The sequence below is a fragment of the Peptococcus simiae genome (assembly GCF_046097595.1).
In the GTDB taxonomy this organism is placed as follows: Bacteria; Bacillota; Peptococcia; order Peptococcales; family Peptococcaceae; genus Peptococcus; species Peptococcus simiae.
In genome coordinates this window covers 176,134-190,964 of sequence record NZ_JBJUVG010000001.1, presented here as the reverse complement: position 1 = coordinate 190,964, position 14,831 = coordinate 176,134, and the positions used below count along the sequence as shown (strand labels likewise).

9 protein-coding genes are annotated in these 14,831 nt (G+C 51.2%); 3 read left to right on the top strand and 6 right to left on the bottom strand.

The genetic code is table 11. From position 1 onward, the window contains the following. Positions 1 to 85: 85 nt before the first annotated feature. The 3 genes from lysS to ACKQTC_RS00580 form a co-directional block, all read right to left on the bottom strand. On the bottom strand, positions 86 to 1,993 hold the full coding sequence (lysS, locus tag ACKQTC_RS00590) for a lysine--tRNA ligase (protein WP_408976504.1): 1,908 nt from the start codon (positions 1,991 to 1,993) through the stop codon (positions 86 to 88). An 8-nt stretch (positions 1,994 to 2,001) separates the two neighbouring features. Beyond that, on the bottom strand, positions 2,002 to 2,478 hold the full coding sequence (gene greA / locus ACKQTC_RS00585; protein WP_408976649.1) for a transcription elongation factor GreA: 477 nt from the start codon (positions 2,476 to 2,478) through the stop codon (positions 2,002 to 2,004). A gap of 120 nt (positions 2,479 to 2,598) precedes the next feature. Then, complete coding sequence (locus ACKQTC_RS00580; RefSeq protein ID WP_408976503.1) at positions 2,599 to 4,437, bottom strand: LTA synthase family protein; 1,839 nt, start codon at positions 4,435 to 4,437, stop codon at positions 2,599 to 2,601. Between the two features lie 257 nt (positions 4,438 to 4,694). On the opposite strand from ACKQTC_RS00580, the gene lexA reads away from it, so the two are divergent. Further along, a complete protein-coding gene (lexA, locus tag ACKQTC_RS00575) occupies positions 4,695 to 5,351 on the top strand; it encodes a transcriptional repressor LexA (RefSeq protein WP_408976502.1) in 657 nt (218 codons plus the stop codon). A 155-nt stretch (positions 5,352 to 5,506) separates the two neighbouring features. Here the strand turns inward: lexA and ACKQTC_RS00570 are convergent, their stop codons facing one another. Both ACKQTC_RS00570 and iorA read right to left on the bottom strand, forming a co-directional pair. Further along, positions 5,507 to 6,085, bottom strand: coding sequence for an indolepyruvate oxidoreductase subunit beta (locus ACKQTC_RS00570; protein ID WP_408976501.1), 579 nt, complete (start codon positions 6,083 to 6,085; stop codon positions 5,507 to 5,509). Beyond that, positions 6,082 to 7,896 (bottom strand): indolepyruvate ferredoxin oxidoreductase subunit alpha, encoded by a 1,815-nt coding sequence (gene iorA / locus ACKQTC_RS00565; RefSeq protein WP_408976500.1) that lies wholly within the window; start codon positions 7,894 to 7,896, stop codon positions 6,082 to 6,084. The genes ACKQTC_RS00570 and iorA overlap by 4 nt, the downstream gene beginning before the upstream one ends. A gap of 293 nt (positions 7,897 to 8,189) precedes the next feature. On the opposite strand from iorA, the gene ACKQTC_RS00560 reads away from it, so the two are divergent. Together ACKQTC_RS00560 and ACKQTC_RS00555 are read left to right on the top strand one after the other, a co-directional pair. Next, on the top strand, positions 8,190 to 8,831 hold the full coding sequence (locus ACKQTC_RS00560; RefSeq protein ID WP_408976499.1) for a helix-turn-helix transcriptional regulator: 642 nt from the start codon (positions 8,190 to 8,192) through the stop codon (positions 8,829 to 8,831). Positions 8,832 to 8,882: 51 nt separating this feature from the next. Continuing rightward, on the top strand, positions 8,883 to 9,062 hold the full coding sequence (locus tag ACKQTC_RS00555) for a DeoR family transcriptional regulator (protein WP_408976648.1): 180 nt from the start codon (positions 8,883 to 8,885) through the stop codon (positions 9,060 to 9,062). A gap of 175 nt (positions 9,063 to 9,237) precedes the next feature. Here ACKQTC_RS00555 and ACKQTC_RS00550 read toward each other — a convergent pair whose 3' ends face one another. Next, positions 9,238 to 14,661 carry an S-layer homology domain-containing protein gene (locus ACKQTC_RS00550; protein ID WP_408976498.1) on the bottom strand — a complete coding sequence of 1,808 codons (5,424 nt, stop codon included), beginning with the start codon at positions 14,659 to 14,661 and terminating at the stop codon, positions 9,238 to 9,240. Positions 14,662 to 14,831: the final 170 nt, after the last annotated feature.

Sequence of the window (14,831 nt, the reverse complement as noted above, 5' to 3'; positions counted from 1 at the left end):
GGCGTATGAATAGGATTGCTTTTGTAAGCGGCCTTGCTCGAAAATAAAAAAACCGAGGCCGGGAGACCGGTCTCGGTTGGTTATTTTAATAAAGCTTGGCGCCTGCAGGGATGTGGGGGTCCACCATGAGGAGCTGGAGTTTTTCTTGGCCCTCTTCGGTGTGGATGGCGGACAGGAGCATGCCGCAGGAGTCGATGCCCATCATGGCCCGGGGCGGGAGGTTGGTAATGGCGATGCAGGTCTTGCCAACCAGGTCTTCCGGTTCATAGTAGGGGTGGATGCCGCTTAAGATGGTGCGGTCGGTGCCGGACCCATCATCCAGGGTGAACTGGAGGAGTTTTTTAGACTTGGGAACGGCGACGCAGTCTTTGACTTTGACGGCCCGGAAGTCGGACTTGGAGAAGGTGTCAAAGTCGACCATGTCCTCAAAGAGGGGTTCCACGACAACCTTGGAGAAGTCGATGGGAGCCTCGGCTTTGGTGGCCGGAGCCTGGTGGTTTTTATTTTTGCCACCGTCCAGGGGCTTCATGGTCGGGAAGAGGAGGACGTCCCGGATGGAGTCGCTATCGGTGAGGAGCATGACCATCCGGTCAATGCCGACGCCCAGGCCGCCGGTCGGGGGCAGGCCGTATTCCAGGGCATTGATGAAGTCTTCGTCCATGGGGTGGGCTTCGTCATCGCCGGCGGACTTGGCCTTGACCTGCTCTTCAAACCGGTGCCGCTGGTCAACAGGGTCGTTGGTTTCAGAGAAGGCGTTGGCGTGTTCCCGGCCGACAATGAAGAGTTCAAAACGGTCGGTCATCCGGGGGTTGTCCGGGTTGCGCCGGGCCAGGGGGCTGATTTCAACCGGGTATTCGGTGATGAAGGTCGGTTGGATCAGGGTCTTTTCGACGAAGAGGTCAAAGAGTTCTTCCAGGGCATGGCCCCGGTCGGTGCACTTGTCGGCTTCGGCGCCTTTTTCAATGGCGGCGGCAATGAAGGCGGCATCGTCCATGTCGGCATGGTAGTCCAGGCCGCAGGCGTCTTTGACGGCTTGAGCCATGGGCAGACGGGGCCAGGGGCCGGCCAGGTGGACCTCATGGCCGTCACAGGTAATGTCTGTGGTGCCGAGGACCTCTTCCGCGACATGGATGAAGAGGCCTTCGGTGATATCCATCATGGTGTTGACGTCGCCATAGGCCTGGTAGAGTTCCATCAGGGTAAATTCCGGGTTATGGCTGGTATCGATGCCTTCGTTCCGGAAGACTCGGCCAATTTCGTAGACCCGTTCCAGGCCGCCGACAATGAGCCGTTTCAGGTGTAGCTCCAGGGCGATCCGGAGGTAGAGGTCGATATCCAGGGCATTGTGGTGGGTGATGAAGGGGCGGGCATTGGCGCCGCCGGCAATTTGGTGGAGGATGGGGGTCTCTACTTCCAAAAAGCCCAATTTATCCAGGTAATGCCGGACGGATTGGATGATCTTGGTCCGCTTGACAAAGGTATCCCGGACGTCCGGATTCATGATGAGGTCGACATAGCGCTGGCGGTAGCGTAATTCGACATCGGTCAGACCGTGGAATTTTTCCGGCAGGGGCCGCATGGCCTTGGACAGGTGGGTCAGCTTGGTAACCCGGATGGAGAGTTCTCCCCGGTCGGTAATAAAGAGGGGGCCTTCGACGCCAATGATATCGCCGACGTCGGCCTTTTTGAAGATCCAGTGGTTGTCTTCACCGAGGACGTCCTGCCGGCAGTAGATTTGGATATTGCCGGACAGGTCGGCCACATTAGCGAAACCGGCCTTGCCCTGGCCCCGTTTGGCCATGATCCGGCCGGCGATTTTTACCGGTTCTTCGCTTGCTAAAAGGCTTTCCTGGGCTGCTAAGATATCCTTCACATGGTGGGTGACGTCAAAGCGGTGGCCGAAGGGATCAATGCCGCGGTCGCGTAAGGCGGCCATTTTTTCCAACCGGACGTTCATGATTTGTTTGAGTCCGCCGAGATTTTCTGTAGCCATGGCTCCTCCTATTCGTTTTGTATAGAAATAACCCGATAGATGATATCGCCCACCGGGGCAGCAACGGTGATCTCATCACCGACCACATGGCCTAAGAGGGCCTGGCCCAGGGGGGATTCATTGGAGATCCGGTTTTGCATGGGGTCTGCTTCAATGGTCCCTACGATCCGGTACTCTTCCTCTTCTTCCAGTTCTACGTCCTCTACCCGGACCTTAGAACCGACGTTGATTTTATCTTTATCGTCTTCGCTCTTACTGATGAGTTCGTAATTGCGGAGTAGGCTTTCTACTTTTTTGATCCGACCTTCAATAAAGGCTTGCTCATTTTTTGCATCGTCATATTCGGAGTTTTCGCTGAGGTCTCCGAAATCGATTGCTACCTTTAAACGATCGGATACTTCTTTCCGGCGAACCGTCTTCAAGTGTTCCAGCTCGGCCTTTAATTCATCTAATCCTTCTTGGGTGAGTAAGGTCTTATCTGCCATCTGTGTCGATGCCTCCTGCCAAACAGTTTTAGTCATAAAGAAGGCCGTGACCATGTCACGACCAGTCATCAATTTTATAAGTATATACGTCCTGCCCCTGTTTGTCAAGCAGGACAGGGGCTAGCCGGCTGCAGGCGGTGGGGCGGTCAGGAGGTCTTCCAGCCGGTCTTCTTCCATGAGGCTGTCGGCATAATCCAGGGTGATGGCTGCCCGGTTGGACAGGAGGCGGGCGGCCTTGGTGGGGACTTGCTGCCGGGTCTTGCGGTTGATCAGTTGAGAATTTTTAAAGAGCCCATCCCGGGAGTACTTGAAAAGCCGGTCCTTGGTGATAAAGGACCCTTTGACCAGATAGGTCTGGGGAAAGACGACGTTTCGGTCCACTTCTTCCGGCGGGCCCAGGAGGTCTATGCCGAAGGTCGGGACCTGCTGGCGGTCCCAGCCGAGGAGGTTTAAGACGGTCGGGTAGAGGTCCACTTGCGACCCGGTATTATCCCGGATGATATTTTCTTCCAGACCGGGCACCTTGAGGATTAGGGGGATGTTCATCATGGTGTCATAGTCCGGGGTCCAGCCCAGCCACCTGGTCATAGAGGCCATTTGGGACGGGTTGGTCAGGGTCATGGCATGGTGGTCGCCGTAGACGGCGATGAGGGTATCCTCCAGGAGCCCCGCTTCTTCCAGCTGGGCAAAGAAGGCCCGGAGGGCATTGTCGGTGTACCTGGCGCAATTGGCGTAGCGGTAGACGAAGTCTGTCGGATCGTCTGCTTCCTTGGGGATGGTCAGGTACTTGGCCGGCAGGTCATAGGGGGCATGGGTCGACAGGGTCACCAGGAGGGCAAAAAAGGGGCGGTCCGTCTGCCGCTGGGCCAGGAGCCGGTCAGCGGACTGGTCAAAGAAGGACCCGTCCGATAGGCCCATATTGATGGTTTCATCCTGGCTATAGTCTTCACCGAGGAAGATGTGGTTGAAATGAAAGGCGGGGTAGATGGCCTCCCGGTTATAGTAGGTCCCTGTATTGCCATGCATGGCCAGGCGGTCATACCCCTGGGCTTCGGCCATGGCCGGCAGGGCATAGGACTGGCCTTTGTAGCTGGTGTAGGCCTGGCCCTGCAAGCTGGGGTACAGACCGGACATGGACACGAACTCTGCATCAGAGGTATTGCCCCCGCCGAGAAGCTCAAAATAATCGGTAAAGTAGATACTCCCCGGGGCCCGGGCCAGGTTATTTAGGAAGGGGGTGATGGCCTGGCCGTTATAGGTCCGGTTCAGAAAGGTATTCTGGAGAGATTCGCACTGGATGAAGATGACGTTCTTCCCCCGGGCCAATCCGGTAAAGGCATTGGCCTGGATGGGCCGGTTCTTGAGGTCATCGGCAATGGTTTGGTAGCTGGGGTCTTGCTTGAGACGGCGGCCTTCCAGCTGGGCATTGATGGGCGACAGGACCAGGGTGGAGTATAGCTCATGGCCGAAAATCCCGGTCTGCCCGATGGCCGGCAGGAGGATAACCCCCAGCAGGAGGGCTAGGGCCAGGCGCCGCCGCTGGCTAAGAGGGCCGGTCGGTTCCCGGGCCGGGGCCCGGAGGATATAGAAAGCCAGCAGGAGGGTGATGAGGGCCATCAGGATGGGCACCGGGCCGAAGTCCTTTCGGATAACCGGCCAAACCCCGGTCAGTTCCCGGGCCAGGCCCAGGCGGTCGGTAAAATTAAAGTGGCCAAATTCCCGGTAGTAAATCCCCAGGCCGATTTTTAAGAAACCCAGGACCAAGGCCAGGCCCAAGTGGTAGGCCCGGCCCCACCAGAGGACAAAAAGGCAGCTATCGCCCAGGGTCGTGAGGACAATGCAGGCCAAAATAAGGCCCGGAGACAGGGCCGCCGGGCCGGTGGTGGATAGGCTGGACAGGTATAAGAGGCTGTTTAAGCTGAGCATGGCCAGAACAATCGGGCCGGTGGATGTTTTCATAGGACCTTCCTTTGCCGTCAGGACCGCTGGCCTGAGGGTCTTGATGGAGATTATTTACCCTTACTTTACCATAAGATGACAGGGCCTGTACATAAGCCCGTCCCCTCCTCCTCTTCCATCCCTCAGGGGCGACCGTCTTGGCCGCAAGGAGTTCAGAACGGTTATTCGGCGAATGAACGTTTGATTTTTACGTTTTTTTCTAGTATACTGTTGACAATTAGATGATCGATGTCTCCCCCGTAGGAAAGGAGCCTCGTATGCAGGTGAAAACGGCTTTAAGCGCCCGGCAGGTGCGCATTTTAGATTTTATTATTGCTGAAGTGGAAGAAAAGGGGTACCCGCCCTCGGTACGGGAAATAGGCGAGGCTGTTGAGCTTAAGAGTTCGTCAACGGTCCACAACCACTTGAACCAGTTGGAAAAGAAGGGCTATATCCACCGGGACCCAACCAAGCCCCGGGCCATTATGATCCTAAAAAATACCGATGAAAGCGACTACCAGCCCTATACCAGTGACAACAATGAGGTCTTTGAAGAAATGGTGGGCCTGCCGGTCTACGGGACCGTCGCTGCCGGCGCCCCCATCTTCGCTGACGAAAACCTGGAAGACCGGATCTCCATGCCCATGCGCTTTGTCCGGGACGAAGGGGCCTTTATGTTGCGTATTCATGGGGAGTCGATGATTGAGGTGGGAATCATGGACGGGGACTATATTATTGTGGCCCCCCAGCCCACCGCCCAAAATGGCGATATCATCGTTGCCCTCATCGGCGACGAAGCCACCTGTAAGACCTTCTACCGGGAAAAGAACCGGGTCCGGCTCCAGCCGGAAAACCAGACCATGGAACCGATTTATGCTGAAAACCCCATGGTGATTGGCAAGGTCATCGGTTGTTACCGGGACATGCACAGATAAGCAAAGCCGTCCTGGCACTCGCCAGGACGGCTTTTTTACGCCCATGCCTTCCCGATGGGCCAGACCTGCCCACAGAAACTAAAAAGCCCGCCTCCCTAAAGAGGCGGGCTTTTTGCCGGACCAGGTACGGTCCGGGGCTCGGGCCGGGCAACAGGCTATTGAATCAGGGCCTGCCCCCGGTCATAGGCTTCCATATTCACGTCAACGAATTTTTCCTTGACGGTTTCGGCAATAATTTTCTTCCAGTCAATGTCCGGCAGGTTAATCAGCTTGGCCAGGGCGCCAAAGAGGACCACGTTGGCCACCTTAGGATTACCCAGCTCTTCTGCAATATCTGTCGCCTTAATGACAACGGTATCCTTCACCAGCCCCTGGAGGACTTCAATGGTGTCTTCCGGATAAGTGATTTTACCGGATTGGACCGGGGCGGAGGGCAGGCCTTCATCGTTAACGATGAGTTCGCCGCCTTCCTTGAGGAGGCTCATGTAACGCAGGGCTTCCTGCTTTTCAAAGGCAACCATGATATCAGCTTCCCCTTCGCCGATGATGGGGGAGTAAACCTTATCCCCGTACCGGACCTGGGTGGATACAGTCCCACCCCGCTGGGCCATACCATGGATTTCACTCATTTTTACATCATAGCCGGCATTCACGAGGCCTTTGACCAGAATGTTGGACAGAAAGACTGTCCCCTGACCGCCGATACCGACCAACAGAACGGATGTCACACTCATTTTTTCTGCGTCTCCTTTCCGAGGCAAGGTTCACCAACGGCGTGGATGGCCTTAACCGGGCATACTTGCGAGCACAAACTGCAACCGAGGCATTGATTTTGGTCAATGGAGCTCTTCTTAATATCTGTCTGGAAGATAATGGCCGGGCAGCCGGTCCGGGTGCACTTCTTACAACCGATGCAAACGTCTTGGTTGACGGTGAAGCGACGGTCTAAGGGCCCGAATTCTTCCAGGTCTGCTTCAGTGTACTTCTTCAGGGCGCAGGGATAGCGGCTGATGATGACGCAGGGCTCATTCAGGTCAAAGGCCCAGTCTAAGGCCGCATTGGTGGCTTCCTGGTCATGGGGGTTAATAGTGCGGATTTGTTCGCAACCAAAGGCCCGGGCCACGTCTTCCACGCTGACCATGTGGCTCACTTCACCCTGGGCGGTGAAACCGGACCCGGGGTTTTCCTGGTGGCCGGTCATGGCCGTAATCCGGTTATCCAGGACGACGGTAATGAGGTTGGACCCGTTATAGAGGGAGTTTTCCAGCCCATTCATCCCGGTGGCGAAGAAGGTGCTATCGCCCATAACGGCGACAACCCGTTTCTTTTCGCCGGATTGGGCCAGGACTTTGGCAACCCCGTGGCCGACAGCGGTAGCGCTCCCCATGCAGATTCCACTATCTAAACAGAAGAGGGGCTCGTAACCACCGAGGGTGTAACAGCCGATGTCATTGGAAATATAGCAGTCTTTCCGCTTGCCCAGGGCATAGAAGAAGGACCGGTGGGGACAACCGGCACACATGGTCGGTGGGCGGGGAATGAGGTCTTTCGGGTCAATTTGGACCCCTTTATGCTCTTGGCCCAGGAGGGCTTTAGCGATGATCCCGGGGTTTAATTCGTCAACGGCCGGAATGACTTCCTTACCGATGCATTCAATGCCGGCTGCCTTGATTTGTTCTTCCATGTAGGGGTCCAGTTCTTCCACCACATAGAGTTTTTTAACAGTCCCGGCAAATTCGCGGATTTTTTCAATGGGCAGGGGGCAGGTGAAGCCTAATTTTAAGATATTGGCCTTGTCGCCAAAGACTTCTTTTACATAATTGTAGGCGGCCCCACTGGTGACAATCCCAATGTCAGACCCATGATCTTCAACAAAGTTGAAGGGGGATTTTTCGGCAGCAGCGAGCATCTCGCCCTGGCGGGCATCTAAAAGCCGACGGTTGGGCTTGGAAGATGAGGGCGCAGAGCCGAAGTGTTTCATATTGGTTGCCCGGTCCCACATGGGCTTAATTTCGACTTCCTTCCGGTCGCGGGTTTCGACGAGGCTCTTGGCGTGAGAAATCCGGGTCGTGGACCGGACCATGACGATGGTATTCAATTCTTCGGAAAGCTCATAGGCTTCACGGATCATGTCATAACATTCTTGGCTGTCAGACGGTTCCAGCATGGCCACTTTACCAAATTTGGCAAAGTTCCGGTTATCCTGCTCATTCTGGGATGAGTGTTGGCCCGGGTCATCAGCTGATACAAAGACAAAACCGCCATGAACCCCCATGTAAGCATAGGTCATAAAGGGGTCTGCAGCGACGTTTAAGCCAACGTGTTTCATGCTGGCAAAAGCCCGGCCACCGGCAATAGAAGCCCCAATGGCACTTTCCATAGCTACTTTTTCATTTGGCGCCCATTCGGCGACAAGACGGTCATCTAAGGCGATGTTCTTTAAGATCTCACTAGATGGCGTCCCCGGATAGGCGGAAGCAAAGTGAACGCCGGCATCTATAACACCACGCGCCAATGCTTCGTTACCGGTCAGCAATTCTTTCATAATGGATGTCATCCTCTCCTATCACTTTTCCATAACAGTGGCACATTGCTTACTTCTATACTACCACACTTTAACTTTTTTTCAACACTTTTTTATTTTATTTTTATTTTTCAACAGAATTATAGGTTGTTGAAGGAAAAGTCCCCCAGCCAGGCGCCTGGCCGCTGCCCAAGCCAAATACCTTTGTCGGAAATATTGCACTATTCCGTCTCCCTCCCTTGTCTAAATTTCAACGACATGCTATAATAATTTTAACTATTGTTGAATTAAGAAAGCGGATTGGAGGATGAAAGATGACTACTGTGCCGGAAAAAGACGTCTTCGCCTTAATTAACCAAATAGCCGAAGCGATTGCTCTAACTTTCGACAATGACTGCGAAGTCTGTGTATCAGACTTGGATACACCGGAAAAGGCCGTACTATACATATATAACGGCCATGTCACCGGACGAAAGGTGGGGTCTCCGCTGATTGAAGAGGCCGAAGCCCGGGTGAAAAACACCGATGAAAATGTCTATTTAAATTATAAAAAACAAATCAAGAAAAATGGCCCCTCCCTGAAATCATCAACAATCGTAAAAAAAATAGGCGACCGGAACATCGCCTTCTGTATTAATTACGATTGCAGCCATATTGAATCCATCCAGTACACCCTGATGAATTTTTTGCAAACCTCTTCAGACCAGGAAGACATGGATATCCTGGGGATCAACACCCCCTCTGCCCTGGTGCCGATTATCCAGGCCAGTATCCAGGCCATCAATAAGCCCGTCCAGGACTTTAAAAAGGTCGACCGGCTGAATGTCGTCCGCAACCTGGACCAGCGAGGCATCCTAAAGATCCAAAACAGCGTCCGGCTCATCGCAGAGGCCCTCGGCGTCTCCCGCTACAGCATCTACAACTATATTAAAGAAGTCCGCGGCGAAAGCCGGTAACCCCAAGCCCGGCGGCAGCCAAGAGAATAGCCGCAGCCCGACGAGCGAAAAATTCTAGCTTATTTATATGGTCATGGACGCATTACAGTGAAAATAGCTGCAGAAACCATTGATATGAGTGACGCCACTGCTCGTAAATTGTTAAGAAGGCTGGTAGATAAACAGGTGTTAAGCTGGCATGGAAACTCAGGGCGAGATCCCAAGCAGTATTATACGATTAAACATCACTAGTTCGGAGTAAAAGGCATCTACCAACCCGGTAGATGCCTTTTTATTATAGACCTCCTTTTGAAAGAAGAATGACTCAAAATGAATGGCTATCATCTGCTTCCGGCCCACACAAAAAGAACCGCCCCTAAAAAGGAGCGGTTCTTTCCATGTGTGGCTTGATTAGGCCGGAACAGGCTTAGATAAAGGTTTTATCGTTTAAGTCGGTCCAGTGTTCGGTTTTACCATCTGCATCACGGGTAAAGTCATGACCCATGGTGGCTTCCATGACCGGCTCGAAGAACCAATCCTGGCGGGCCACATCACTGAAGTGGATGACCTTATTCATATGGGCATCAATCCAGTAGAGGTCTGCATACCGGTTCAGCATCCGGTTGGTGATGGAGGTTACTTCGGCCCGGCTGATGGCTTTTTCCGGGGCAAAGGTATTGTTCGGGTAACCGGATACCCAACCCTTACTTGCTGCCAGACGGATGGCCTTATAGGCCCAGTGGCCTTGGGAAAGGTCTGTAAAGTCAACTTCGTCTTCAGCGGTCAGTTGGGCAAAGCGGGCGGCAATAGCGGCAAACTCTGCCCGGGTGATGGGTTTATTCGGTTGGAAGGTCCCATCCGGATAACCGGATACAATGCCCTTTTGGACGGCATAGCCAACGGTATTGGCATACCAGTCACCGGCATGGACATCGCTAAAGTTGCTGGCATAGCTTTGGCCCTTAACGGGACGGTCTTTTAAGAGACGGGTGAACATGGTCGCCACTTCTGCCCGGGTCATGCCGCGGTTGGGGCCGAAGGTCCCATCCGGGTAACCAATCAGGTATTGGTAGTGGTCCGTATTGTTCAGGTCACCTTCACCGGGCTTCACCCCGGGTTTATCGTTCGGCTTAACGTCCGGTTTCACATCCGGCTTAGACGGCGTGATGACAACTCCGCCACCGCCACCGCTAGACGTGGAAGACTTCTTGCCAACGACTTTATCCCCGGGGATGGTGCCGATAACCTGGTCATCTTTGTCTTTGATAGTAACTGTACCGTCATCGCCTACGATAATCTTGCTATCTGCAGGCAGGTTGGGGTTCTTTTCTTTAACCTTATTGGCAATCTCTTCTTTTTCTTTATCGGTTAAGTGAGAAGGATCAGCAACAATGGTTTTGTCCGGAACATTAATATTTTGTTCAGGTTCTTGGTCCTTCTCTTGAACCGTCACGACAATCGTATCAGAAACAGCCTTGGGTCCCTTAGCGGAATCCTGGACTTGGCCATTGATCTGCATGTCTTTTTGCAGGTCAACGGTTTCCGGAAGCGGAAGTTCCAGGACACCGGCTTTTTCAACCGGGCTGTCGCCAACTTTCCAGACGCCATCGTCGCCCTTCTTAGCAACGATTTGAGTCGGATGGTCTGCATCTTGCGGATTCGGGATCAGGATAATCACGGTGTCGCCATCGGTCGGCGTTTTCACCTTAATAACCTTATCGCCTGCTTTGATGGGGTCGATGGTAGGAGCTGCGGGTTTTGCAACGACCGGGTTGTCGCCAGCTTTGCCGGTGGATTCGTCAGACGGTTCGGTGGTTGCTTCGTCGCCTTTGGTTTGGGCTTTGACGTCACTCTTGTCTTTAACTTTGTCGGCCGGAATGGTGACAACGCCTGTTTCCGGATCGATGGTTAAATCGGTTTCGTTTTCAGGCAGTTTCCATTTTCCTTGATCGTCCTTGGTCAGGGTGACGGTCTTCGGTTGGGCATTTTCACCTTCAGGCGTGTAGGTGATGTCGATTGTCTTCGCTTTGTCGGCTTTGGCCGGCGGAGTGACGGTGACGGCACCTTTATCATCCGGGGTGACGATCGGGGCATCTAGTTTTTCTTTGACAATCGGGTTGTCGCCAGCTTTGCCGGTGGCTTCGTCAGACGGTTCGGTGGTTGCTTCGTCGCCTTTAGTTTGGGCTTTGACGTCGCTCTTGTCTTTGACTTTGTCTGCCGGAATGGTGACAACGCCTGTTTCCGGATCGATGGTTAAATCGGTTTCGTTTTCAGGCAGTTTCCATTTTCCTTGATCGTCCTTGGTTACGGTGACGGTCTTCGGTTGGGCATTTTCACCTTCAGGCGTGTAGGTGATGTCGATTGTCTTCGCTTTGTCGGCTTTGGCCGGCGGAGTGACGGTGACGGCACCTTTATCATCCGGGGTGACGATCGGGGCATCTAGTTTTTCTTTGACAATCGGGTTGTCGCCAGCTTTGCCGGTGGCTTCGTCAGACGGTTCGGTGGTTGCTTCGTCGCCTTTGGTTTGGGCTTTGACGTCGCTCTTGTCTTTGACTTTGTCTGCCGGAATGGTGACAACGCCTGTTTCCGGATCGATGGTTAAATCGGTTTCGTTTTCAGGCAGTTTCCATTTTCCTTGATCGTCCTTGGTTACGGTGACGGTCTTCGGTTGAGCGTTGTCGCCTTCAGGTGTGTAGGTGATTTCAATCGTGGTTGCTTTGTCAGCTTTGGCCGGCGGAGTGACGGTGACGGCACCTTTATCATCCGGGGTGACGGTCGGGGCAGGTAGTTTTTCTTTTTGAACTTCTACTTGAGCAGTAAAGTCTACAGCTCCTGTAATTTCACTGCTCGTCTTGTCGTAGTTGTCATAGGGCCAGGTTGTCGTTTGATTGTCACTGGGTTTAGCGTATTTAACGGTGTAACCTGTGTCCGCTACAACAGCAGGTACGGCTACTTCTTGTTTTTCACCAGCGGCATTTTTGCCGATAAGCTTACTGCCGTCATCGCTAAATTTAACGCCGGCTTTGGGGTTGACGTAGATGACTTTATTTTCATCTGTATTATCCAGTTTGGCACCCACAGCGTCTTTAAAGGTTAATTTGACATAGCCTTCAGGGGCGTTCTTTTCGTCGCCGGTGTAGATTTCGTCTTGTTTGTCGTAGACGGCATAAATGGTACCGGCTTTACTTGCATCATAGCCGTATTTACCGGGTTGCCCAATCATGCCGGGGTTTGAGTACTTGTAGCCGATGAATTTGGGGGCTTTTTCGCCATTATTGCCGTAAGCCAGTGCGTCTAAGTTAATTGTTTCGCCATTTTTACCGGTAATGATTACAGGATATTTGTTGGCATCCGCATCGGCCCGGAATTTTTCGGGGATGGCTACTGGTTTATTGGTACTGTAAGATATTTTGTCAACATACTTTACATTAGCAAGGGCGACTTTTTCAACGGTTTGATTCGGTTCTAGTTCACCCTTTTGATTACCTCTTTTGACGGTAACTTTACCAGTCTTGTCAACATCAATAGTGATCTTGTCCCCCAGGTTCGGGTTAGCTTCTTTGACTGCTTTCTCGACGGCTTCTTTTTCTTTTTCGTCTAAGTTCGTCAAATCTTTGACCGGCGTCTTCTTCGGTGCGTTAAGCTTTAGCACAGGATCTTCTTGAATAGTTTGATCCGGTGTTAGCTTTTCTTCTTTACCGCCTATGTTGATGGTAACATTACCTTTTTCATCTACAGCGATTTTATCTTGATCGGTTAATTTCTTATTAGCCTTCCTCACTGCTGCTTCAACTTTTTTTATTTCCTCCGGAGTTAATTTGTCCTTATTCTGAACGAGGGTTTTTTCCGGAACTGTAAGATGATCTATTTGTTCAACGGTTTCTGATGCCGGAATTTCTTTGGATTCGTTGCCAATGATGACAGTGACTTTACCGGTCTCATCCACGGTAATTTGATCATCCTTCAAGCCCGGATTAACTTTTTTAACCGCTTTTTTAACTTGCTTTTGTTCATCTCCAGTTAGGGCTGTTTTATCAGATACTGCCGTCTTTTCAGGTTTTTGCAGGTCCGGTGCCTTAAAGGTTGCCTTAACCGTCTCACTACTTCCATCCGGATAAGTAACTTCAACCGGAATAGTGACGACTTCACCGGGTTGGAGAGTTTTTGCAATAGCTTGCGGTAGGGTCACTGCACCGGTGTCAGAATCCACGGTAATCTGATCTGCTTTAATGGCTGTTCCATAAGAAGCCGTGGGCTGACCTTTACCAAAAGTAAATTTGGTTTTCTTTTGACCATCTTTGGATTGCGGTAAATTTGCCTTGGCTTCTTCTTTATTATTAGTTTCCTTGCCGTCTGCTTTAAGATACTTATTTTCTTTATTTTTACGGTAATTCTGTGGCGTACTCACCGTATCTTTGTCGTATGTTACTGCTGCTTCTGCATACTCGGGTTCGTTATTTTCGGATTGTACTTTAACTTTTACCTTAATAATTGCAACTGCTCTGGATTGCTCGCCACCTGTAACATTTTCACCATTGGCACCATACTGGTCATCAGAGTAAATAACGGTCACCGGGACTTTATATTCTTTACCTGATTCAGGTACACCAGTTAGGTTCTTCGTATCCAGTTTCAGTTGAGCATCCTTTAAAGTACCCCACCTTTCATTACCTTTTGTGCCGGCAATGGTCTTGCCTTTATCCAAACGGTCAGGGGCTTTTCTGTCTGACAGTTTCCATTTATCAGATTTGGCGGCATTGAATTTAAGAAGCTTTTTAATAACTTCTTCATTCACGTCTTCAAAGCTATCCACTTCAATGATCTGATTATCAACAACCGAATATTTTTCTTTTTGAGGCACAACGTGAAGCCAGAATTGCCCTTTTACATTTTGGTGTCTCTGATCCACACCTGCTGCGGTTTTGACTTCCAAGGGGATTTTAAAGTAGCCATGAGGACCTTGTTCCGGGAAGTTAGCTGTAAATTTATAGACACATCTTGTAGGGTTACTTGTGCTTTTATTATTGCTTTCGCGCCCTAAAATTTTTAATTTATAGTTTCCGGAGCCCTGATCTTCTACAATTCCTGCTGCATTAGGCTTTAATTGATCAGGCAAGCCGGTTACGTATAAGTACGGATTCCCCTGGTCATCATCTTCAGTTAAGGTGAAACTTTCCATCCTAACAATCTTATCTTCCTCACCTGTGAACGCAGATTGTTTTGGTGAAAAACGCACTTCTGATTTTTCAACATTAGCAGATAAACCGATGTTTTTATCACCACGGAAGATAGTGTAAACCCAATCTTGTTTTTGTTTTTCTTCAGGGACAACCGTTAAAGCTTCGCCTTTAGGGATAATGTATCCGCCAACAACATTACCGATAAAGTTAATGATGGGCATTTCAGGATCAGAAGTTACCAATTTAGCAAGATCAATTTTTATCGTGCTAGAATCCTTAAAAGTAAGCTCAAATTGCTGGTGTTGTCCATTTAAAACGACTCTAGTGACAACATCAGAACCTTCTTGATCCTTGAGTTGTGCATTGAGGGCTGCTTGAATCTTTTTCTGAATATCGTATTGACCCTGGATTTCATATCGAGCAATATGTTCCGCATTTTTAACAGCGACTTTTGTATTCAGCTCAATAGCTGCGTATTTCTCAGCCAGCTTTTGCTGGGGATCTGCCGGGTTATCGACCGAGGGAGGGACTTGATCTGCAAAGACCGGGGCGGGCACGGTGGAGCAAACCAGGGCCAGGGCCAGGACTGCAGCACAAGCGCGTTCTGTAGCCTTTTTGGGCTTGAGTTTGCAATTGAGAAAAGCGTCATGGGATTGACTGGATTTCTTCATGGGTTCATCTCCTTTTTTATTTAAACGCTATACTGGTTTAAGTGTACTCGAGCGGTTAAGGGATGTCATTTTTTTTGCAAACCATCAGAAATAAATTTTATAAATGCATTAGCATATGCTAATGTTAAGGGCCTTTATCTTGCTGAGGGCGCCGGCAGGTAGGCGGTTGG

Excerpts from the sequence above, each read along its gene's own strand:
- ACKQTC_RS00550 (WP_408976498.1), bottom strand. The coding sequence starts at position 14,661 with ATGAAGAAATCCAGTCAATCCCATGACGCTTTTCTCAATTGCAAACTC.
- ACKQTC_RS00570 (WP_408976501.1), bottom strand. The coding sequence starts at position 6,085 with ATGAGTGTGACATCCGTTCTGTTGGTCGGTATCGGCGGTCAGGGGACA.
- ACKQTC_RS00560 (WP_408976499.1), top strand. The coding sequence starts at position 8,190 with ATGACTACTGTGCCGGAAAAAGACGTCTTCGCCTTAATTAACCAAATA.
- lysS (WP_408976504.1), bottom strand. The coding sequence starts at position 1,993 with ATGGCTACAGAAAATCTCGGCGGACTCAAACAAATCATGAACGTCCGG.
- lexA (WP_408976502.1), top strand. The coding sequence starts at position 4,695 with ATGCAGGTGAAAACGGCTTTAAGCGCCCGGCAGGTGCGCATTTTAGAT.
- greA (WP_408976649.1), bottom strand. The coding sequence starts at position 2,478 with ATGGCAGATAAGACCTTACTCACCCAAGAAGGATTAGATGAATTAAAG.
- iorA (WP_408976500.1), bottom strand. The coding sequence starts at position 7,896 with ATGAAAGAATTGCTGACCGGTAACGAAGCATTGGCGCGTGGTGTTATA.
- ACKQTC_RS00580 (WP_408976503.1), bottom strand. The coding sequence starts at position 4,437 with ATGAAAACATCCACCGGCCCGATTGTTCTGGCCATGCTCAGCTTAAAC.